Here is a 21,893-nt window from a genome sequence, read left to right as displayed (position 1 = left end):
CTAATGTCAGAATATAAAATGCATATGATGGTTTGCGGCGGAACAGGTTGCCGTGCTTCTCAAAGCGATACCATAGTTGAAAAAATGAAGAAAGAACTGGAATATAGAAATCTGGACGAAGAAGTTCAGGTGGTCATTACCGGTTGTTTTGGCTTTTGTGAAAAAGGGCCTATTGTAAAAATGTTACCAGACAACACTTTCTATACAGAGGTGAAGCCTGAGAACGTTACTGAGATTATTGATGAGCATATCATCAAAGGTCGTAAAGTTGAAAGCTTATTATATGTTGATCCTAATAAAGGAGTAACAGAACCAGATAGTAAGCATATGGATTTCTATAAGAAACAAATCCGTATCGCATTAAGAAATTGTGGTTTCATTAATCCAGAAGTGGTAGATGAGTATATCGCAGCCGATGGTTACGAAGCTTTAGGAAAGGTATTATCAGAGTATACTCCAGAGCAAACTATCGATATCATTAAAAAATCAGGTCTTCGCGGTAGAGGAGGAGGGGGATTCCCAACTGGTCTAAAATGGCAGTTTGCTGCCCAAAACGAAGCCGATAAGAAATATGTAGTTTGTAATGCCGATGAAGGTGACCCAGGTGCTTTTATGGATCGTTCTATTTTAGAAGGTGACCCACACTCTGTATTAGAAGCTATGGCTATCTGTGGTTATACCATGGGTTCAGATGAAGGTATTATCTATATTAGGGCTGAGTATCCTCTAGCTATTGAGAGATTACACGTGGCTATTAAGCAAGCTCGTGAATATGGTTTATTAGGAAAAGACATTCTTGGAACTGGATTTGATTTCGATATCACACTAAGATACGGAGCTGGTGCTTTCGTTTGTGGTGAAGAAACTGCACTTATCCATTCTATGGAAGGTCATAGAGGTGAACCAACTGTTAAGCCTCCATTCCCAGCAGAATCTGGCTATAATGGAAAGCCAACAAACGTAAATAACGTTGAGACTTTCGCTAACATTCCAGCGATTATCCTTAAGGGAGCTGAATGGTTCTCTTCTATTGGAACTGAAAAATCTAAAGGAACTAAAGTATTTGCTTTAGCTGGTAAGATTAATAATGTTGGTCTTATTGAGGTACCAATGGGAACTACACTAAGAGAAGTTATTTTCGAAATTGGTGGTGGAATTAAAGATGGCAAGAAATTTAAAGCCGTTCAAACCGGTGGTCCTTCTGGTGGATGTTTAACGGAAAAGCATTTAGATACTCCAATTGACTTTGATAACTTGATAGCAGCTGGCTCTATGATGGGGTCTGGTGGTATGATTGTTATGGATGAAGACGATTGTATGGTAGCAATGGCTAAATTCTACTTAGAATTTACTGTTGAAGAATCTTGTGGTAAATGTGCTCCATGTAGAATTGGTAACAAAAGATTACACGAAACACTACATAAAATTACTGAAGGAAAAGGGACCATGCATGATCTAGATTTACTTAAAAATATGAGTAATGTCATCAAGGATACTTCTCTTTGTGGATTAGGTCAAACTTCTCCAAATCCAGTTTTATCAATGCTTGATAATTTTTATGATGAGTTTTTAGCTCACGTATCAGATCATAAGTGTGAAGCTGGACAGTGTAAGTCATTATTGAAATACAATATTATTGATGAGGAATGTGTAGGCTGTACAGCTTGTGCTAGAGTTTGTCCTGTAGGTTGTATTTCTGGTGAAAAGAAAGAGGTTCATCTCATCGACCAAAGCATTTGTATCAAATGTGGAGCATGTATGGACAAGTGTAAGTTTAACGCCATTGAATTAATATAAGGAGGCTCGAAAATGGACATGATCAAATTAACAATAGATAATAAAGTGATAGAAGTAGAAAAAGGTACTACTATTTATCACGCAGCTAAAAAATTAAATATCGAAATCCCAATTTTGTGTTACATGAATTTGGAGCATTTAGATATCGAAAATAAACCTGGTGGTTGTAGAATTTGTGTTGTAGAAGTAGAAGGCCGTAGAAATTTGGCTCCTTCTTGCTCTACAAAAGCAGATGACGGAATGGTTGTTCGTACCAATACAATGAGAGTGATTAACGCTCGTCGTACTGTTATGGAATTCATTTTAAGTGATCACCCAAAAGAGTGTTTAACTTGTTCTAAATCGGGTCATTGTGACTTGCAAGATATGGCGCAAAAATTAGGAGTTCGTGAAATTCCTAATGAAACTACTTGCGAAATGTCGTCATACCGTTTAGACACTTCTCCAAGTATTATTCGTAACCTTGATAAATGTATCATGTGTCGTCGTTGCGAAACCATGTGTAACGAAGTCCAAACTGTTGGTGCGCTTTCTGCTATCAACCGTGGTTTTGAAGCAGCTGTTGGTACAGCTTTCGAAATGAACTTAGAAGCCAGTACTTGTACTTACTGTGGGCAGTGTGTAGCTGTATGTCCTACTGCTGCATTAACAGAAGTAGACCACACTCCTCAAGTGATTAGAGCAATTGCCGACCCAACAAAAACTGTTGTGGTACAAACTGCTCCTGCTGTTAGAGCTGCACTTGGTGAAGAGTTTGGAATGGAAGCTGGAACTTTAGTTACTGGTCAAATGGTAACTGCTTTAAGAGGTCTTGGTTTCGATCACATATTTGATACTGACTTTGCTGCCGACCTTACCATTATGGAAGAAGGTACTGAGCTATTAGGTCGTTTAAATGCACATTTAGCAGGTGATAAGAATGTGAAACTTCCTATATTAACTTCTTGCTGTCCAGGTTGGGTTAATTTCTTCGAAACTCAATTCCCAGATATGAAGGACATTCCTTCAACAGCACGTTCTCCACAGCAAATGTTTGGCCCTATTGCTAAAACTTATTTTGCAGGAAAATTAGGAATTAAGCGCGAAGATATGGTTGTGGTTTCTATCATGCCTTGTTTAGCTAAGAAATATGAAGCTCAACGTGACGAGTTTAAAGTAAACGGAAATCCTGATGTTGATTTCTCTATTTCTACTCGCGAATTAGCTCATCTCATTAAGCAAGCTAATATGGACTTAAATACCCTTGAGAAAAGTGATTTCGACCAGCCAATGGGCGAATCTACTGGAGCGGGTGTTATCTTTGGTGCTACAGGTGGTGTAATTGAAGCTGCTGCTCGTACTGCTTATGAAGTTCATACTGGTAAAACTTTAGAAAAAGTTGACCTTAAACAATTAAGAGGTATGGAAGGTATCAGAGCTGGTAGTGTTGACTTCGATGGTTTAGAAGTTAAGATTGGTATTGCTCATGGTCTTGGAAATGCTCGTAAATTATTAAATGATATTCGTGATGGTAAATCACATTTCCACGCTATTGAAATCATGGCTTGTCCTGGTGGATGTATTGGTGGTGGTGGTCAACCTCTACACCATGGCGATTCTGAGATTCTTCAGAAACGTGCTGCTGCTTTATATCGTGAAGATGCTGGTAAACCAATCAGAAAATCTCATGAGAACCCAGCTATCAAAGAATTATATGAAACATTCTTAGGTGAGCCTTGTGGTGAGTTGTCACACGAATTATTACATACTCATTATTTCGATCGCAAACGCAAAAGAGATATTGAAGAATAGTAATTAAAGTCTAGAGGAATCTAACGAATTAAGAATCATTTAAATTTGAAAAAATGTCAGAAACTAAAATAAAATTAAAAGAAAAAGACATCGCAAAAATCGTTGAGATTTGTGACTTTTTCGGCAACGAGCCAGGTGAGTTAATCAATGTTTTACACAAATGTCAAGGCGAGTTTGGTTACCTACCTGCAGAAGTGCAAGAAGTAGTAAGCGAGAACTTAAATGTAGCTTTAGCTAAGGTTTATGGAGTAGTTACATTCTATTCTTTCTTCACCATGAAGCCTAAGGGAAAACATCCAATTAGCATTTGTACAGGAACAGCTTGTTATGTTCGTGGTGCAGAAAATGTAATGGTGGAATTCGAAAAAGAATTAGGAATCAAACAAGGTGAAACTACTGCTGATGGTAAATTCTCTTTGAGCAGCTTACGTTGTGTGGGTGCTTGTGGATTGGCTCCAGTGGTTTTGGTAGGTGAAAAAACTTACGGTCGTGTTGCTCCTGATGGCGTTAAAGAAATTCTTGCTGAGTACGATGCTTAGAATAGAAGTACTTAAAGTTGACTAAAGTGCCTAAAGCCTGCCTGGCTTGCGCAGTCAGACAGGTACTTAGAGTTGACTTCTAATATAAATCCCAGGTCATGTTTTATGGCTTGGGATTTTTTATTTGGTCAAGAATATTTCGATCTAGAGTTTGTTTCAAAGTACCCTGAGCCTGTCGAAGGGTACGGGATAAAATTAGTATTTAAAGTGAGCTAAAGTGCCTAAAGTACTTAAAGTTTGCTTCTAGTATAAATCCCAGGTCCTATTTTAGGGCTTAGTATTTTTTTTGAACAAAAGTAACACAAGCAGTATTATTAATATGGCAGCAAATCCTTTTTGATAGAATAGATCATTTTCTAATTTGGATATTATGATTTGTTGGTTGTTAAGAATTTCCCCTATTTTTTCATTTTGCACATGAAATCTTAATGATATAATTTCTTCATTATTAGTCAAGTTTTGTGACAAACGATTTATTTTCCTGAGGAGGAATCTTTCGTCAACTATAATTTCGTAAGGAGGAGGTGGGGATTGATATCTTTGTGTTCCTGTTAATTGAAGTGAATGACCACAACAGTCTGCAAATAAGCTGTCATTTTTATATTTTGATGCATAAATAAGCCAAAAATCAAATCTTTCAGGGTGTATGGTTGAAGAATATTTGTTTCCCATGCTAAGGGTTGCGATTTCGTCAACACTACCTTTTATGTTTTCTGTTACCTCAACCTTATAATATCCTTTGGGATAATTAACTTCAATTATTCTCCCTGTAAAAATATAGTCTGCTCTTTCATATTCAGAATATTGTAGGTTTGTTTTGCAATCATAAGAATAAGCGATTGAAATTGTACTAAGAATAAAAATGAGAATTAATATTGACTTTTTCATTATTAAAATGTTGTGATTATCAATCAATATATCAAGCCATAATTACTCTCAAAAGAATAAGTAATCAATGTTTTAGTTTGGACATGAACCAAATTGTAAATAGATGATTTTTCTAAAATTTGAAATTTTGATTCAGTTGTTTTTCTTCCTGCTTCAAGCTTCTAACTTCCAACTAATTTCCCTCTTTAAACCCCTTTTAAATTAGCCTAGAATCTGTGTTATCTGAACAATATAATCCACTAAAGCCTTAACTTTGTCCCCGAAAAATTTAATATATAATGCGAACAATACAAAACCTATTAGAACCCCTTCAGGCTAAGCTGCATACTGGATGTACCGATGTGGCAATTCCTGAATATGCATTTGGCTCCGATTTAATGAGTGATGTGCTGACCTTGGAAGACCAAGTACCTCTACTCATTACTGGGCTTGCCAATACTCAAAGTATTCGAACGGCTGAAATGGCTGATATCGAAATTGTACTTATTGCTAGGGGAAAAGAAGTCACCAAAGAAATGATTGATTTAGCCAACGAGAATGATATTGTTTTATTATCCTCCCCATTTTCTCTTTATAAAGTATGTGGAATTTTATATCAAAATGGATTAAAAGCTCTTTATTAGTACATGGAAACTTTAAAACTGAAATATTCGATTAAAGATGGTGATTTTTCTAATGCAGGAAATGCCAGCAGCAATATCAAAAAAAATTTGAAGATGTTGGGTATCGATGCTGCTGTGATTAAGAAAATGGTAGTCTCCGTTTATGAAGCAGAAGTGAATATGATTGCTCATGCCAATGGGGGTAAGATTGAAGTTTTTATCGACGAAGAAAAAATAAAAGCTATACTTGCAGATGTGGGTCCTGGAATTCCTGATATCGATCAGGCCATGAAAAAAGGATATACAACCGCCTCAGAGGAGGTAAGACAAATGGGATTTGGAGCTGGTATGGGATTGCCCAATATCAAAAAAAATTCCGATGATTTACAAATAGAATCTATAGTAGGAGTAGGAACCACTTTAACTATTACATCATATTTTAAAAGCTAGGACTTATCATGATAAAAAACGAGGTATTCAATCACATGATACAAATTGACGAAGTCCAGTGTATTGGTTGTTCGCATTGTGTGAGAGTATGCCCTACAGAGGCGCTTCGTGTTTGGAATGGAAAAGCAACACTCGAAGATCCAAAGTGTGTAGATTGTGGCGATTGTGAACGAGTTTGTCCAGTAAAAGCCATTGTTGTAAAAGAGGATTTAACAGAATTTCATCTGGATGAAACGGTTCATGTGGCCTTATTACCTGCAGTATTCTGGGGGCAATTTTCTCCAGACATCTCTAGAAGACGAATTACCAAGGCCATCTTAAAAATGGGTTTTGATGATGTTTTTGAGGTAGAAGAGTCTGTAGAATACCTTTCCGAAGAGTTGGAGAATTATTTATCAGACAAGAAAGGTCAGAAAACTATTTCTTCCTTTTGTCCAGCAATTGTTCGACTCATTCAAACTCGTTTCCCCGAATTGGTTTCTTCTATAGCTCATCTTAAATCGCCAGTAGATATTTCTGCTTTGCATATTTCTCGTTCCATTAAGAAGGAAAAAGGAGAGGATGCCAAGTTCCAAATATTCTATGTGACACCTTGTGCCGCTAAAGCAGCAGCCATCAAAAACGCGCATAACGAAGAAGAAATTCCTATCACTGGTAGCATCAATATGGATGTGTTTTTTAATAAAGTTACACAGCTTTTGCAAGGAAACGAGGAAGAGGAGGCTGAAGATATTGAAGATCATTTAAGTGGGAAAAGTGTTGGGTGGAGTTTACGAGGAGGAGAAAGTAATCATCTTTCTGGTCGTTGTTTAAGCATCGATGGGATGAACCACAGTATAGAATTCTTAGAAAATATCGATAAAGATGATTTTAAAGATATTGACTTTCTCGAACTCAAAGCTTGTGATCAGGGTTGTGCTGGAGGAATACTCAATCCTCAAAATAGATTTTTATGTGTAGAAAGCTTGAAGAAACGCGCTGAAGGAAATCAACAAAAGCAGACTCCTCTTCCTAAACTATTATTGGAGAAAAAAGACTTGCAGTTAGAGGAGATAGAAGAAATGTCGGTTTTGGCTTTGGATAGTAACCCCAGTCAAGCACTGAAAATGATGAATAAAACACGCAGGATGATGTGCTATTTGCCAGGTTTCGATTGTGGAGCTTGCGGAGCACCCACTTGTAAGTCTTTGGCCGAGGATGTGGCCAAAGGAAATGCCATTTTATCCCATTGTGTGTTTATGCAGCGCGAAATGGAAAAGCATCACCGCCTAAGCCCAGAGCATGCTTTTAATATTATTGAAAGCATCTGGGGAAAAGATAGATTAGATAAAGATTGTAATAAAAAAGGAGCCATAAATGACTATTCGTGATATAGTAGAAAAATTAGAACTGAAGGTTTATTCCGGTGAAAAAGGATTAGATAAACTAGTTGAATCAGTTTATTGTAGCGATTTATTAAGCGATGTGATGGGGAATGGAGATGAAAATCAATTATGGATTACACTCCAAACTCATAAAAATGCCATGGCAGTAGCTGCTTTAAAAGATATGAGTGGAATTTTATTGGTGAATAATCACCAACCCAATGCCGATACTTTGGAAGCCAGCAACGAAGAAGACCTTCCTGTTCTAGGTAGTGATAAACCTGCTTTTGAACTCTGTGGCCTCATTTATCAATTGATGCAAAAGTCATGATCAAGTTTAGGGCCGATTTGCACCTTCATACGGTTCTTTCGCCCTGTGGAGATTTGGACATGAGTCCGTCTCAATTAGTGGAGCATGCGCATTTGCGCGGTATTCAAATCATGGGTATTACTGATCATAATTCTACCAAACATGCCAGATTGGTGCGTGACTTGGCTGCTAAAGTCAATATCTTTACCCTTTGTGGAGCCGAGCTAACTTCTAAAGAGGAAGCCCATCTTTTATGTTTTATGCCCAATGATGAGAAACTCCAACTACTGCAAGATTTTATTGATGAAAACATCCTCAAAATCCCAAATAATCCAAAATACTTTGGAGAGCAATTGGTGGTGAATGAAAAGGAAGAAATCATTTCGGAGGAGGAATATTTATTAATCAATGCCATTGATAAAGACGTAGACGAGATAGGGGAGTTTGTGATGCATAATGGTGGATTCTTTATACCTGCTCATGTGGATAGACCCGCTTTTAGTTTGACAAGTCAATTGGGTTTTATTCCTCCAGATATAAAGTGTACAGCCATTGAAATTAGCAAACGAAGCAGTGAAGAAGAATTGCTCTCTCAGTTTCCGTATTTAAAAGGAAGGAGCTTCATTCAATCCTCCGATGCCCATTATGTGGAAGACATAGCCAGTGCTTTTACTAATTTTTATTTAAAAGAAGCTAACTTCGAAGAAATGAAAAAAGCCTTTTCGAAATTAGATGGGCGTTATTGCGAAATCCCAAAATAGAAAATTACGAATGAAAGACTTATCTCTACATATACTCGATATCGCTCATAATTCCATCAGAGCAAAAGCAAAAAATATCACCATAAAAATCTCTGAGGATGTTATTAAAGATCGTTTGAGTATTTCTATTATAGATGACGGAAGTGGGATGAGTAAGGAACAAGTGGAATCGATTACCGATCCATTTTTTACTACACGGACCACAAGAAAAGTGGGTTTGGGCATTCCCTTAATCAAGCAAAGAGCCGACGAGTGTAATGGAAGTTTTAGTATTGAGTCGGAATTAGGGAAAGGAACTGAGCTTGATATGAATTTTCAACATTCTCACCTAGATTTGCCAGAATTAGGAGATATTGCAGGTGTCATTTCTGGTCTATGTTGTTCCTGTCCTGATATTCGCTTTATTTTCGATTATAATAATGCTAATGTAGTATTCCACTTCGATACAGAAGAAGTCTTAGAAGTGCTCGATGGGCTTCCTATAAATACTCCGGAAGTGGAAATGTTTATTAAGGAGATGATTGAGGGGAATTTGTTGAGTGAATAAAGAGCCTTGAGTACTTAAAGTTTAGAAAGTGCCCAATCAAATTTAATCCGCACTATTTACATGAGTTGTTTCTCTTGTTACTAATAGAATCTTCAAGGACTTTATTATATCGAATATGTTCTTTCGTATTCCATTTAGGAGAAAATATAAAAGCTGTATCGTTATAAGATTTAGCTGATTGATAGTCTCCTCTATTGAAGTAATAATGGCTAAGTTGGAAATATGCATAATAACAATAGGGATCCAGCCTAACCATTTCATAATACCAATTAAGTGCTTCTTGATAATCCCCTTCGTTTTTATACGAATTGGCAATTTGATTCACGTATATAAGCCAAACAATTTTCCAAGTATTGTCCTCTTTCTTTGTTGTACAGTAATAATAATTACGGATAGTATCATTGGAGTTTTTCAATATGGTTGTTGCTTCTGTCTCGAAAAGTTTGAAATTTTTGTGAGGATGGTCTAAGTCTATTTCTCTTGTTGTTCCAATGATAAATACGTCAGCAGTATCAAGAAGCTCAGCTCTGTTACTATAAACTGTCTTATAAATATCTAAACTAGTATAAAATTTACTTTCATAGGACAATAAATTATATTCTTTACTAAGATCTGTTCCTTTTTTAAATGAGTGAAACTTCTGCACAACAGTGATAGCATCATCTGTTTTTTGACAAGAATAAATACTGAAGATCAACAGAAAGATGATGACTAAGCTTTTCATAGATCCATGTGATATATTGTGTTATTTCTTAAAGAGTATACATACAGCCTGCGCACTAACCCCCTCTTCACGTCCTTCAAAACCCAATTTTTCAGTAGTTGTAGCTTTAACAGAGACCTGATTTATCTCAATTCCGAGAACTTTAGCGAGTTCGGCTCTCATTTGCGGGATATAGGGTTTTACTTTTGGTTTTTGTAAAGCAAGGGTAGAATCTATATTTGAAATCTCGTATCCTTGTTTTCTCACCAGCTCGTTTACTTTTTTCAATAGAATTCTGCTGTCAATTCCCTTGAACTCCTCAGAAGTATCCGGAAAATGCTGTCCGATGTCTCCTAAAGCCAATGCACCCAATAATGCATCACAGATGGCATGAATCAATACATCAGCATCAGAATGACCTACGCAGCCTTTATTGTGAGGGATTTCTATTCCACCTAAGATGAGCTTATATCCTTCTGATAATTGATGTACATCGAATCCTGTTCCTATTCTCATGCTATTGTTTTTTGCAAAGGTAAAATTAATTTTTTCAGACATAAAAAAAGTGACCATCTAAAAGACAGCCACTATATGTTTTTGAACTTTAAGTACTCTAAGTACTTCTTTTACTCAATATCATAAGTAAGAGTAAATCTCAAAGTATTCTTTAGAGGGTTATTAGGGTTAGTTGCGATGAGATAAGAGAAATCTAATCCAAATACATTATAACGTAAACCAGCACCTAATGTGAAATACTGACGATTACCTTTGCTTGGAGACTCATAGAAATAACCACCACGTAATGCAAACTGCTTGTCGTACCAATACTCAGCACCAACAGCAATATTTATTTCTTGTAATTCTTCTTTGAATGGAGCATCGTAGAATGATTGAATCATACCTTGTAATGGAGATACGTTATTATCCTTGTAAGGAGGAACTAAATCACCTACTTCAGAACCTTCAGGTATGTTGTCACCTTCTTTATAATATACAGGAGGAGTTGGAACCAAAAGCTTATTGAAATCTAAACTTAAGGAGAAGAAGTTATAATCGTCTAAATCCATAGAGAAGGTTGTTCCAATTTTTAAATTTGTTGGGATGAAATCCTTTTCAGTAGAACTGGTATAAGAAATCTTATTACCAATATTATAAATACCACCACCAAGGCCCCAAGTTCCACGACGACCCTGAGAAAAACGTAAAGGTTTAGTGTAAAAAACAGTAACATCAGCAGCAACTGAAGTACCTGCACGAGATTCAACGCCACCAACATCTTGTCCTAAAGTAAGGTTAGAGTAGATGAATTTACCTGTTACAGCAGCTGAAAAGTTCTTGCTTAATTGTCTGGCATAGGCTACGTCAACTGCAAACTCATTTGGTTTGTAAGTACCTTGAGATACACCTTCGTCATTGGTAAAGGTGATACTACCTAAAGAAAAATATCTTAAAGAGGCCGAAACCACTGATTTATCATTAATTCTACCATAACCTGAAACATATCCTAGTCCAATATCATCTACCAATCCTTTTAGCCATGGCACATAGGATACATTAAAACCAACTGAATTTTCAACAAATGCTAATTTTGAAGCATTCCAATAAATACTATTTCCATCGGGTGTAGTAGCTGCACCAACATCACCCATACCACCTGAACGGGCGTCTGGGCCAATCATTAAGAACGGAACAGCTGTGGTAATGGTTCCCCATTCTCTTTCAGCCCCGGTCTCTTGTGCAAAAGTCGTCTGATTCAATCCTAGAATCACTGTAGCTAACAGTAAGATGCTTAATACTTTTTTCATTATAGTGTTTAATTTTATACTCTAAATTTTATTAATTATGCTAAAAGCGTGCAAAGGTAACGAATTTATTAGATGTTTATTTTACTACTACCAATTTTTGTTTTTGATGTACTTTTTCACCTTTGCTATTGGTTGCCTCAAGGATATAGGTATATAATCCCGTTTTAAGACTTGAAACAGCCTGATCACCAGTAGTAATGGCAATAGGTTCAATGCTGTTACCGAGTACGGTCACCTCTTGTTGATAGGTCCAAATTCGTTTTCCACTAATATCATATAAGAAAATTTTAACTAATAATTCAGTTTCATCAGGTTGATTATGATTAAAAACAAACTCTGTATAATCAATGAATGGGTTTGGATAGTTGCTAACATCTGAAATTGCAATAGACCGTGAAGCAATAACAATAAATGAAATGGATTTGCTAGAAGCATTATCATACATGTCCCATGCTTTCACAGTGAGTTCGTGTGTTCCATAATCCAAATCGTTTAAATTATATTCTATTCTACCCTCCTTATAGGAGTTGTCAATAGCTTGATAATAATCATTTAAATATAGATTTTCTTGATTGTCGATACTGGCTTTTATCTCTTTTCCAAAGCCTAATTCTATATTGTTGATCCCATTTTCATCATATAAGTCAACCATCATCAAAGGTTCAGTGGTGGTTGGATCTCCACTTTTAAATTGATAGGTATCTAAATGAACATTAATCTCCGGTCCTTGTAAATCATTTTCAATAGTATGGTCAACTCCACCAACAATGAAGTCTATAAAACCGCCATTTGCATCATAATAATGCTCTTCGTCCAATTCATCTGTAGCATAATAACTAATTTTACCATTGCCAAAAGAGGAGGGTATATTAGTAGGAACCACGAATGAGAATTCGAATTCACCATCTTTTGCACGTGCCTGTCCTTTGTAAATCAAATGATCGATAACCTTAAAAGTGGCTTTATAGCTTTCCGAATCATTTGCTAATGTAGAATAGCTAGAAGCTTTCCCGTATACTTTAACATCCACAAGGCCATTGAAATCAGTGGCTGTTTGGTGGCTAGAATTAGTTACCTTTCCATTTACATGAACAGTTTGGCGAGCTTTTAAGGTGTCTAGTGAACCTTCGTTCACATCTTGTCCGTTGATGTGGGTTGTTTCTACATTATACTCAGGGTAAGCCATTTTTAATGCAGGGTCACCCAGTAATACGAAATTTAGATTTCTTTCTTTATTCCCACTCTCATTTTTAGCATATTTGATGATTTCACCCATTCTATAATGAGAACCATCCTCTTTTCTGGAGAATGCGATTTCATGAAATTTTTCGTTTAATCTGAAATTATAGGAAGCATAAGCCAAACGAGTGGTGGTAAATAGTGCTACTCCGCCCCCAAATCGATTTAAAACCACGTGCTCTCCAGCTGATACATGACTTGGATCGTCAAAAGGACCAAATTCACAGCTGGCTACTATCCAAACGCCTAATTTATCATAATTTTTCCAGCTGATAATGTCTGGAATTTGAAGGATTCTTTCATCTGTTAATGCGATATGACCTCCATGGCCAGTGTAGTTAAAGAATAGTACTCCTTCTTCTACATTTCTATTAATGGCATCAGTTACATCTGGGTACCTATATCCATTTGTTGTTCTTTGGCGAACATAACTGTCGAGAAATAGTTTGTCAACATTAAATTCTGGATGAGCAATTAGAAAGGTATCTGCAAGCCTATTACTATCATTGAAGTGCAAATTACTGTCTTTGTCATCGGCAATAAAGCAAACCTTATTTCTCCAATCACCCATCTGAGGTTTCATGTTTGTTGCATAATGAATGGTTTTGTCTACCATTACTGTGGCATCCTCTAGGTTGTTTACAGGAAACCTTCCAATTGAAATTTGTATTTCTCCTAAAGCAGAATCACCGTCTGGTTCTCCCATGATACCAAAATAATCATCGGTATTAAAGGTATTAGTTAATGAAATACTTCCATGTGACTGGTATACTGGAACGATATTTGTGTTTTCGGGCAACACATTTCTATAATCGTAGGAGGCATCACCAAAAAGCAATAGATATTGAGGTTTGTCCTCAGGATTGCTATTGTTGTTATAATGATACCTTAAAAAGTTTCTGATGGCTGTTGGATCTTGTTTTCCAGAAGAAAACTCATTATAAATTTGTTCTGTTGTTAATACAATAGTATTTAGGTCGTCTTTTTCCATGTGGAAATCTGCCAGTCTCTGTGCTTGTTCCAGAAACTCATCAACTGTTACGATAACCATGTCAAATGGAGAGATTCCCTTTAGATTTTGGTTGCTAACTTCACCAATAAATTGAGGTGTCAATAAACCTTCAAAATCGAATGCTGTATAATATTTGTTCCCAACAAGATCGTGCTTAAATATCAGACTGTCATCAGTCATATGAGTATATGTAAATTCTTTTGGAGCATAGGCATCACTAATATCCCAAACTTTGGTATTGGAATTGGCATTAGCAATTTTAAACTCATAAACTTTGCTTATGCTTTGAAAACCAAAATAACTAAAGGCAATCTGGTGGTTGTGCATCACTAGGTTTCTGTAGGCTGAAACTTCAATATAATCTAGCCAAGCATCGGCGTTAGCATTTGGTTTAGAATAAGTAATATTAAATGCGACCTTATTTTCATCAGTTTGATAAGTGAATTTTTTATCATCGATAGCGGCCATGGTATGGCTTCCTATAGGTTCTGGAAGGTTGAATTCTACCGTTTCAGCACCTAGAGGGTCGATAAATAATTTGGCACTAGCTGAAGAACGGTTTGCAGCATAAATTTTTGCTTTCACCGACTTTTCATTATTGAAGTTAGGAAAGTCAAAGACAAGATTTAAAGTTTCGTTTTTATCAAAAGATTCACCGTACCATACTCTACCAGATTTCACAAAATTGAATAAATTTTCATCATGAACTTGATAATCTAGAAAGTCAGTAACTGTTTTAATAGGTTCTGCAGAGCTGCTTATTTCAGTTTGAATTCTTAATCCTTCACTGCTACTGACTGTGATATAATAATAGTTGAGATCGGCATATGGGTGATGGGTATAAGCAAACATTAGGATGCTTTTATCATATTCCCAAGTATCCGCAGTTTTAGCATAAAATCCGACATAATCACCTTCGTCAAAACTTCCGTCTTTACCATCCTCTACCCAAATGGCATTTTCTGTTAATGAATTGGAAACTTCTATTTCGTTGGGCTCAGGTAAAACTCCCTCTAGGCTACTGTAGATTTGAATATAATCAGGGTTTATTGAAGTGACATCAAATCCCATATCTATGAAGTCTTGATAACTTAGCTTGTAAACTCCATCCTTTTCAATGCCTACTTTATACCATTGGCCTTCTGCTAAGACTGATTGAGCAGAAGAGTTGATATACCAGCCTGTAAACAAAACCAGTATGAATATTTTTATTGATGAGAACGTATAAATTTGTTTCATTTTCTATTATTTTATAACGACTAACCTATTTGATTTTGTTGCTTCTTGTCCATTTTCAGATCGAACCAAGACTTTGTAAACATAAATCCCTTTGGAGATTTTGTTTCCCATTTCATCGGTTACATCCCATTTTATTTCATTATTTCTATAACTATCAGTAAAGAAATTTTCTTCCAAACGAGTGACAAGTTTACCATCTATACTATAAATGTCAATTAGTACATTCATGTCTCCGTTAGCTTGATTGTGCTCAAAGGAGAAGGTAGTGTAGTCATAAACAGGATTCGGATAATTAAAAAGCTGTTCTAAGGCCATACTGCCAGAAGAAGCTACCACGAAGTCGATACTAGCTTTGGAAGAATTATTATAAATATCCCATACTTTTAGTTCAATGGTATGATTGCCCTCTGGAATATTAAAAAATGGAAATGAAATGGCTCCGCTTTTGTAACTATTGGCATCTGCTAAATAATAATCGTTGAGGATTTTCACATTAGTGCCATCATTGTTTAATGTTGCAGTAATATCATGCCCAATTCCGTTTCCGGTGGTGTTTATACCATTGTCGTCATTTACAAATGCTAATAATATCGGATTTTCGTTAGTGATTCCGCCATTCACAAAATTAATATTATTAATGAATAGTTGGATTTCTGGTCCATCATCATCCTCAGTTGAGTTTTCTTCAAAACCACCTATAATGATTTCTTTGTCGAAGCCACTGGCATCTGTTTCGTTATTTTCAGCATAAAGACTAATTTTTCCTTCACCATATTTATAGGCGATGTCTTTAGGAACAATAAATGTGAATTCAAACTTGCCATTAACCACATCAGCTTTTCCTTTGTACAATATGTTTTTTTGCAGTTCGAATTCGAAAACAGAACTTCCAGGGTCGTTTGCTAATGAGCTAACAGGGGTAGGCTTGTCATAAATAGTTGGATAAATATCACCATTATAATTTGATAAGAGATTGTCATTGGCATCAAGTACTTCGCCTTTGATTGTAATATTTGATAAAGCTTTAATAGTATCTGTTTCAGAACCTGTGTTGTTATTAATGATGGAGTTTACTTGTAAATAGTTTTCGGGGATGGAGATTTTTAAAGCAGGATCGCCTAGTAAAACAAATTTGCTTACGTTAACTCCACTGCCACTAGCCAATTTTGTTGATTTTAGGATGTCACCCATTCTTAAATATTCACCATGTTGTTTTTGGAGTGCTGCTTTATAAAAATTCGTACTGACAATAAAATTTGAACCAGCAAAAGTAGCCCGCGAGGTAGTAAACAATGAGATTCCTCCCCCTTTATTATTAAGGAATATTCTTTCACCAGCGCTAACCCTAGCAGGGTCGTCATAACGTGAGAACTCACAAGTCGCAGTTAAAAAGACTGGTAGTCTATTTTGGTTAGTCCACGATTCTATATCTGGCATGTCTAGGAATCTCTCTTGACCCCATCCCACTTCTCCTCCATGGCCTGTATAGCTTATAATTAAGGCACCTTTATCCACTCGTTCATTAATGGCTTCATTTACCTTGGAATATCTTTGTCCAGCTGGTGTAGATTCTTGTATATATGCATCAGCATAAATTTTGTCAAGATTAGCAGTAGGGTATATCGTATCAACCAACTTACTTAATCTATCAGCATCTCGAATGTGTAAATTTCCATCTTCGTCGTCAGCAATAAAACAAATTGTATTTCTCCAATCTGACATGACTTCATCACTATAGCTTCTATAGTGTTTTACTTTATCAACCATGTCTTGGGCTTCGGCAATGCTAACTACTGGAAACCTACCTATTCCAAGATCAATTTCACCATTAATAATATCACCACCTTCCCATTCATCCATAAAACCAAAAAAGTCATCTGTTGCAATAGAATAAATTGGATTGAAACTTTCGTAGGACTCCCAGGTTGGAACCATATTGTTATTGTTTTCTTCTCTTAGAAGATAGTCCATACTGGCATCGCCAAAAAGTAATAAATATTTCAGTTGATGATCAATCAAAGAATTTTCATAGGCGCTTCTTACAAAATCTCTTATGCCACTAATGTCTTGTCTTCCACTACTAAATTCATGATAAATGGGTTCGAGTGTGGTTACATAAACATCTAATCCGCTATTCTCCCTATGGAAATCGGCCAACTCATTGGCTTGTTCAATAAATAGAGGATGTGTGATGATGATATAATCGTGATTAATCTCTGCATGTAGATTTTGATTCGGAATTTCTTTGTTGAATGTAGCTTGAAGAGCAGTGCCTGGTTCGTAAGCAATAAACTCCACTAAACCATCAGTTGGAACCTTATAACTTAAGGTTGTAGAGGTGGAAGTAAAGTTGATATTTTTAGGAGATACAGGATTTGAAATGTCCCATATTTCCATATGATTAGCTTTTTCAGTTTGCATTTTAAACTCTGTAATTTGACCTTCTTTTATACAATATTTATTGCGGAATAAAAGCTGATTCCCATTATAGATTAGTTTTCTTTCCACATTTATTTCAATATAGTCTAGCCAACCTACACTTCCTGACAAGGGTTGATTATAATTAACATCAATGGATATAGCGGATGGAGTAGTAGAGGGTGAAAAACTCCACTCGATATCACCTCCAACCGCATAGCTAGGATAACTGCCAGAAGGAATGGCAGAGATGCTTGTAGATTTAGTTTCTCCTAAAGTTTTTACCGTGAAACGACTGGGAGTAGTAGAGCGAGCAGCAAATACAGAATTAATATAAACTGAAGAGCCGGAAACAATATTGTCAAACTGGAAATTATAGGTGTAGTCTTTCACAAATTCGTATTTGTCACCAAACCATCTTCTACCAGAGTTGATTAGATTATAGGTTTCATCTTCTATAAAATCATAATCGGTATAGGTAGAGACACTTGCATTAGCACTAGATGAGTTGGACTGGGTTGTTACTCTAATTCCATTTCCTTCGCTTAATACCAAGTAATAAAATGATTCTCGAGCGTAAATATTCAATCTATGGTGAAATGATTCATTTGATGCATCATAGGTCCAGTTATCTGGACCTTCTCCATAAAATAATAAATAATCACCGGCATCAAAACTCCCATCGCCTCCATCAATCATTTTTATAGCAACTTCTGGAATATCTGGGTGTTTATAAGTGGCATTAGACTCGTCTAACATGGCACCAAAACCATATACCTTAATATTGGAGGAGGTGAAACCAGAAAAATCAATTCCAGAACTGGTGGTTTGTTCATAAGAGATTTTGTATATTCCATTTTGGCTTAATTTAAACTGAAACCATTTCCCGTCCTTCATTGCTGATTCAGTAGCGAATGTATTATCAACTGATTTGGTGGTTGGGTTTTCAATGGTTTCTTTCTCATATTTCAAATCGAAAGATGATAATCTATTCACCACATTTGGAAGTGAATTCTTAGAAAGACATGGAAAAGATATTCGAGCAACTTTATTAGTCCCTTTGTCAATAATTCTAAATTTTACTAGATAGTCTTTTGTTAATTCTGTAGTTAGATTCTGGAACGTAGAGGATTCTACAGTTTGAGAATTTTCAATAATATTTGTTAGGAATACTTGATTAACTGTTTCATTTGATTCCAAAGAAATGTCAATGCTGTAATATGGAATTAGGCCAGTATTGCTCATATCCTTAGCACCATTGAAAAATAATGTAGGGTGGAAGATGGCATTCTCAATTGAAGCTTGTTCCCATTCAATCTCAATGTGTTTTGTTATAGATTGCGCCAACAAAATTTGAGAGAAAATAAGTGATAAAAAAATGATAAAGCTATTTTTCATTATCATAAAATTAATTTTTTGTTTTTTAAGTTAAAATGGAACTCAATATACTGTTCCTTATTTTTGAAAACGCCTTTTATAGTTTTTTATTATACATACTCAAAAAAAGAGATTTATGATATAGACAACTCTAATCCTTTTTTTGTTGTCAGTTAGTAATAAATTAACAAAATAATTTTACTTGAGTATTGTTTTGTTTTTGCTTAAATTTGTTTTGCAAAAATTTAGCAATTATTAACTAAACTTGGTTCTTTTAAAAAAAAAACTAAAATGTTTCAAAGTGCAAATGAAACAAAAAAATGGCAACTTAGTATAATGATTAGTAAAGGATTTATAAGGCTATTTATAGAAATATCTAAAAACCTTTATCAATCAAAAAATAATTTGTAATATTGTTTTCTTTAACGACAGAACCTGTTCTAATTTGATAGACCACATGAACAACAGACTAACGAAAATCTTATTCACCTTGCTAATGGTTGCCCTTACTGGGGTTTCACAGGCGCAAGACCCTCATTTTTCGCAGTTTTATGCAAACCCATTATACCTCAATCCGGCGCTTGCTGGATCTGCATTGACACCTCGATTAACCATGAATTATAGAAATCAATGGCCTTCTCTTGATGCTAACTTTGTTACCTATGGAGCTTCCTATGATCAATATATGCCATCCATCAATAGTGGAATTGGTATTTCTTTCATGACAGATAGAGCTGGACAAGGGGTTTTGGTAAGCGGAGGAGTGAGCGCCTTATATAGTTATAGGCTGAAAATAAACCGAGAAATGTTTGTGAATTTTGGTGTTAAAGCTAGCTTTTTTCAAGGCCGCTTAGACTGGAATTCTCTTACTTTTGGAGACCAGTATGATCCCATAAGAGGTTTGGTTTTTGAAACTGAAGAAACACAGCCATCTTCAACAAGTAAAAGTATCGTCGATTTTAGTGCGGGTGCGGTTTATACTTTTAAAGATATTTTCTTTGGAGGTGTAGCTGTTGATCACATAACTCAACCAGCAAATGGTTTCTACGATGATAAATTGAGTAAGCTTCATATGAAAGTTACTGTTCATGCAGGTGCTGTTATCGATTTACGTAATAAAAGGTACCGTGGAGCAAGTTATGATCGTATCACAGTTTCTCCAAATATTATCTATCAACAGCAGCAAAATTTCCAGCAAATTAATTTTGGAGTATACTTAAATAAGAATCCTTTCGTTCTTGGTATGTGGTATCGTCATGATGTGACTAATGCAGATGCCATTATTGCTTTATTGGGATTCCAATATAAAAATCTTAAATTTGGATATAGTTACGATATAACCATATCTAAATTGCAAAATGCTACAGGTGGAGCTCATGAGATTTCTCTGGGTTATACCTTTGATACTGGGTCGCAGTATCGTTCCAGAAGAACAAGACTGGATGCGATACCTTCGCCTAGCTTTTAATGATGAAATAACAAAAATGAATTTATATAATGTATAGTCTTAGAAAAACAATAGGCTTAGTTTCAGCGGCGATGATCATCATCGCCTTTAGTTCTTGTGGAGGATCTGAAGGTTCTCAGACTACTGGCTGGAATTATAATGATGCTGAAAATGGCGGTTTTGAGGTTAGCGATTTTGTTGAGCAAGAACCTGGCCCAGGATTAGTGTTAATTGAAGGTGGTACTTTTGTAATGGGAACAACACAAGACCAGGTAGTTTTTAATACTAATAACTATCCTCGTCGATTAACTATTCGCTCCTTTTACATGGATCAGGTAGAGGTTTCCAATGTCGATTATTTGGAGTATCTATATTGGTTGAAGAGAGTGTATGGTGTTAACTATCCTGAAGTTAGACGTAAAGCTTTGCCCGATACTTTAGTCTGGAGATCTAGACTTGGTTATAATGAGCCGTTAGTGGATAATTATTTGCGTCACCCCGCTTATAAAAACTATCCTGTAGTTGGAGTAAATTGGTTACAAGCTAATGATTATGCAAAATGGCGTACGGATAGAGTAAATGAACTTAGGTTGATCAGTAATAAGGTTCTAGATATGGATATTGATCAACAGGATGAAAATAATTTTAATACTGAAGCATATTTGTCTGGACAATACGAAGGTTTAGTAAATGAGCCACCAGAAAATTTAAACCCTAATGGAGATGGTACTAGAATAGTAAAAATGGAAGACGGTGTTTTGTACCCAGATTATAGACTTCCTACAGAAGCTGAATGGGAATATGCGGCTTTAGGATTAATTGAGAACACTTTGTATGAAAGAATCAGCCAAAGAAAAACTTATCCTTGGAATGGTAATTATACACGTACTTCTGATAAGAAATATTATGGTGGATTTGTAGCCAATTTCAAAAGAGGTCGTGGTGATTATATGGGAGTTGCAGGTGCTTTAAATGATGGTGCAGATATCCCTACAGAAGTTGGAACCTATTTCCCTAATGATTATGGTCTTTATAATATGGGTGGTAATGTAAGTGAATGGGTGCTTGATGTATATCGTCCTCAAAGTTTAGATGATATTGATGATTTAGCTGGTTATCGTGGTAATGTATTCCAAACTAAGGTGACTGACCAAGATGGTTTTATTGCTCAAAAAGATAGCCTAGGTCGAATAAAATACAGAGATATCACTATTGAAGAGGCTGAAGGAAGAAAAAATTATAGAAAATCTGATAATATAAATTATTTAGATGGAGACTTTACCTCTTCTGTGAGAAGTGACGAAACTTGGTTGAATATGCCAGATTCATTGCAAACAAAAACGGCAACAGGTTTAATGTATGATTATGGAAATTCAACCATGATTAATGATGACGTTCGTGTATATAAAGGTGGTAGTTGGAAAGATCCTGCTTACTATTTAAGTCCTTCATCTCGTAGGTTCTTAGAGCAAACAGAAGCGACTAACTTTATTGGATTTAGATGCGCGATGAACCGAGTAGGTAGCCCTATGTCAGGTCGCAAATAAAAGATAATATTTATTATAAAGGTCATTTTGAGAAAGTTTCGACTGGTTTCAAAATGA

Annotated in this window: 17 protein-coding genes; 11 read left to right on the top strand and 6 right to left on the bottom strand. The window is 35.8% G+C overall.

The window, feature by feature from the left end:
• The first annotated feature begins 3 nt into the window (after window positions 1–3).
• From HNS38_RS02375 to HNS38_RS02365, 3 genes are read left to right on the top strand one after another with little or no spacing between them, the layout of a single operon-like run.
• A complete protein-coding gene (locus HNS38_RS02375) occupies window positions 4–1,797 on the top strand; it encodes an NADH-quinone oxidoreductase subunit NuoF (RefSeq protein WP_172281294.1) in 1,794 nt (597 codons plus the stop codon).
• A 12-nt stretch (window positions 1,798–1,809) separates the two neighbouring features.
• Window positions 1,810–3,588: an NADH-dependent [FeFe] hydrogenase, group A6 gene (locus HNS38_RS02370; protein WP_172281293.1), complete on the top strand. Its 1,779-nt coding sequence runs from the start codon at window positions 1,810–1,812 to the stop codon at window positions 3,586–3,588.
• Between the two features lie 53 nt (window positions 3,589–3,641).
• A complete protein-coding gene (locus HNS38_RS02365; protein ID WP_172281291.1) occupies window positions 3,642–4,127 on the top strand; it encodes an NAD(P)H-dependent oxidoreductase subunit E in 486 nt (161 codons plus the stop codon).
• A 267-nt stretch (window positions 4,128–4,394) separates the two neighbouring features.
• Here HNS38_RS02365 and HNS38_RS02360 read toward each other — a convergent pair whose 3' ends face one another.
• Window positions 4,395–5,015 carry a hypothetical protein gene (locus HNS38_RS02360; RefSeq protein WP_172281289.1) on the bottom strand — a complete coding sequence of 207 codons (621 nt, stop codon included), beginning with the start codon at window positions 5,013–5,015 and terminating at the stop codon, window positions 4,395–4,397.
• A 278-nt stretch (window positions 5,016–5,293) separates the two neighbouring features.
• Between HNS38_RS02360 and HNS38_RS02355 the strand changes: the two genes are divergently transcribed.
• The 6 genes from HNS38_RS02355 to HNS38_RS02330 are packed head-to-tail and all read left to right on the top strand — an operon-like array spanning window position 5,294 to window position 9,049.
• The gene (locus tag HNS38_RS02355) at window positions 5,294–5,638 is read left to right on the top strand and encodes a hypothetical protein (protein WP_172281287.1); all 345 of its coding nucleotides are present in this window, start codon (window positions 5,294–5,296) and stop codon (window positions 5,636–5,638) included.
• Between the two features lie 3 nt (window positions 5,639–5,641).
• Window positions 5,642–6,067, top strand: coding sequence for an ATP-binding protein (locus HNS38_RS02350; RefSeq protein WP_172281285.1), 426 nt, complete (start codon window positions 5,642–5,644; stop codon window positions 6,065–6,067).
• A gap of 8 nt (window positions 6,068–6,075) precedes the next feature.
• Complete coding sequence (locus tag HNS38_RS02345) at window positions 6,076–7,437, top strand: [Fe-Fe] hydrogenase large subunit C-terminal domain-containing protein (protein ID WP_172281283.1); 1,362 nt, start codon at window positions 6,076–6,078, stop codon at window positions 7,435–7,437.
• Window positions 7,424–7,762: a DRTGG domain-containing protein gene (locus tag HNS38_RS02340; protein WP_172345921.1), complete on the top strand. Its 339-nt coding sequence runs from the start codon at window positions 7,424–7,426 to the stop codon at window positions 7,760–7,762. The genes HNS38_RS02345 and HNS38_RS02340 overlap by 14 nt, the downstream gene beginning before the upstream one ends.
• Window positions 7,759–8,502 (top strand): PHP domain-containing protein, encoded by a 744-nt coding sequence (locus HNS38_RS02335; protein WP_172281279.1) that lies wholly within the window; start codon window positions 7,759–7,761, stop codon window positions 8,500–8,502. Before HNS38_RS02340 ends, HNS38_RS02335 begins: the two co-directional genes overlap by 4 nt.
• A gap of 10 nt (window positions 8,503–8,512) precedes the next feature.
• Window positions 8,513–9,049 carry an ATP-binding protein gene (locus tag HNS38_RS02330; protein ID WP_172281277.1) on the top strand — a complete coding sequence of 179 codons (537 nt, stop codon included), beginning with the start codon at window positions 8,513–8,515 and terminating at the stop codon, window positions 9,047–9,049.
• Between the two features lie 52 nt (window positions 9,050–9,101).
• Here HNS38_RS02330 and HNS38_RS02325 read toward each other — a convergent pair whose 3' ends face one another.
• From HNS38_RS02325 to porU (HNS38_RS02305), 5 genes are all read right to left on the bottom strand, one after another.
• Window positions 9,102–9,773: a tetratricopeptide repeat protein gene (locus HNS38_RS02325; protein WP_172281275.1), complete on the bottom strand. Its 672-nt coding sequence runs from the start codon at window positions 9,771–9,773 to the stop codon at window positions 9,102–9,104.
• Between the two features lie 21 nt (window positions 9,774–9,794).
• A complete protein-coding gene (gene ispF / locus HNS38_RS02320; protein WP_172281273.1) occupies window positions 9,795–10,268 on the bottom strand; it encodes a 2-C-methyl-D-erythritol 2,4-cyclodiphosphate synthase in 474 nt (157 codons plus the stop codon).
• 110 nt (window positions 10,269–10,378) lie between these two features.
• A complete protein-coding gene (gene porV, locus HNS38_RS02315) occupies window positions 10,379–11,557 on the bottom strand; it encodes a type IX secretion system outer membrane channel protein PorV (RefSeq protein WP_172281271.1) in 1,179 nt (392 codons plus the stop codon).
• A 76-nt stretch (window positions 11,558–11,633) separates the two neighbouring features.
• Complete coding sequence (gene porU, locus HNS38_RS02310) at window positions 11,634–15,047, bottom strand: type IX secretion system sortase PorU (protein ID WP_172345920.1); 3,414 nt, start codon at window positions 15,045–15,047, stop codon at window positions 11,634–11,636.
• Window positions 15,048–15,053: 6 nt separating this feature from the next.
• Entirely contained in the window at window positions 15,054–18,869 is a 3,816-nt protein-coding gene (gene porU / locus HNS38_RS02305; protein WP_172345919.1) for a type IX secretion system sortase PorU, read from the bottom strand.
• A 430-nt stretch (window positions 18,870–19,299) separates the two neighbouring features.
• On the opposite strand from porU (HNS38_RS02305), the gene HNS38_RS02300 reads away from it, so the two are divergent.
• A complete protein-coding gene (locus HNS38_RS02300) occupies window positions 19,300–20,310 on the top strand; it encodes a type IX secretion system membrane protein PorP/SprF (protein WP_172281265.1) in 1,011 nt (336 codons plus the stop codon).
• Between the two features lie 29 nt (window positions 20,311–20,339).
• Window positions 20,340–21,836 (top strand): gliding motility lipoprotein GldJ, encoded by a 1,497-nt coding sequence (gene gldJ, locus HNS38_RS02295; RefSeq protein ID WP_172281263.1) that lies wholly within the window; start codon window positions 20,340–20,342, stop codon window positions 21,834–21,836.
• Window positions 21,837–21,893: the final 57 nt, after the last annotated feature.

The organism is Lentimicrobium sp. L6 (assembly GCF_013166655.1).
Lineage (GTDB): Bacteria > Bacteroidota > Bacteroidia > Bacteroidales > UBA12170 > UBA12170.
Note: the sequence above shows the minus strand (reverse complement) of the source record. Positions and strands in the feature narration are given on the sequence as shown.

What these genes read in the sequence shown, in the direction of transcription:
- HNS38_RS02375 (WP_172281294.1), top strand. Translation starts at nt 4, where the DNA reads ATGTCAGAATATAAAATGCATATGATGGTTTGCGGCGGAACAGGTTGC.
- HNS38_RS02370 (WP_172281293.1), top strand. Translation starts at nt 1,810, where the DNA reads ATGGACATGATCAAATTAACAATAGATAATAAAGTGATAGAAGTAGAA.
- HNS38_RS02365 (WP_172281291.1), top strand. Translation starts at nt 3,642, where the DNA reads ATGTCAGAAACTAAAATAAAATTAAAAGAAAAAGACATCGCAAAAATC.
- HNS38_RS02360 (WP_172281289.1), bottom strand. Translation starts at nt 5,015, where the DNA reads ATGAAAAAGTCAATATTAATTCTCATTTTTATTCTTAGTACAATTTCA.
- HNS38_RS02355 (WP_172281287.1), top strand. Translation starts at nt 5,294, where the DNA reads ATGCGAACAATACAAAACCTATTAGAACCCCTTCAGGCTAAGCTGCAT.
- HNS38_RS02350 (WP_172281285.1), top strand. Translation starts at nt 5,642, where the DNA reads ATGGAAACTTTAAAACTGAAATATTCGATTAAAGATGGTGATTTTTCT.
- HNS38_RS02345 (WP_172281283.1), top strand. Translation starts at nt 6,076, where the DNA reads ATGATAAAAAACGAGGTATTCAATCACATGATACAAATTGACGAAGTC.
- HNS38_RS02340 (WP_172345921.1), top strand. Translation starts at nt 7,424, where the DNA reads ATGACTATTCGTGATATAGTAGAAAAATTAGAACTGAAGGTTTATTCC.
- HNS38_RS02335 (WP_172281279.1), top strand. Translation starts at nt 7,759, where the DNA reads ATGATCAAGTTTAGGGCCGATTTGCACCTTCATACGGTTCTTTCGCCC.
- HNS38_RS02330 (WP_172281277.1), top strand. Translation starts at nt 8,513, where the DNA reads ATGAAAGACTTATCTCTACATATACTCGATATCGCTCATAATTCCATC.
- HNS38_RS02325 (WP_172281275.1), bottom strand. Translation starts at nt 9,773, where the DNA reads ATGAAAAGCTTAGTCATCATCTTTCTGTTGATCTTCAGTATTTATTCT.
- ispF (WP_172281273.1), bottom strand. Translation starts at nt 10,268, where the DNA reads ATGAGAATAGGAACAGGATTCGATGTACATCAATTATCAGAAGGATAT.
- porV (WP_172281271.1), bottom strand. Translation starts at nt 11,557, where the DNA reads ATGAAAAAAGTATTAAGCATCTTACTGTTAGCTACAGTGATTCTAGGA.
- porU (WP_172345920.1), bottom strand. Translation starts at nt 15,047, where the DNA reads ATGAAACAAATTTATACGTTCTCATCAATAAAAATATTCATACTGGTT.
- porU (WP_172345919.1), bottom strand. Translation starts at nt 18,869, where the DNA reads ATGATAATGAAAAATAGCTTTATCATTTTTTTATCACTTATTTTCTCT.
- HNS38_RS02300 (WP_172281265.1), top strand. Translation starts at nt 19,300, where the DNA reads ATGAACAACAGACTAACGAAAATCTTATTCACCTTGCTAATGGTTGCC.
- gldJ (WP_172281263.1), top strand. Translation starts at nt 20,340, where the DNA reads ATGTATAGTCTTAGAAAAACAATAGGCTTAGTTTCAGCGGCGATGATC.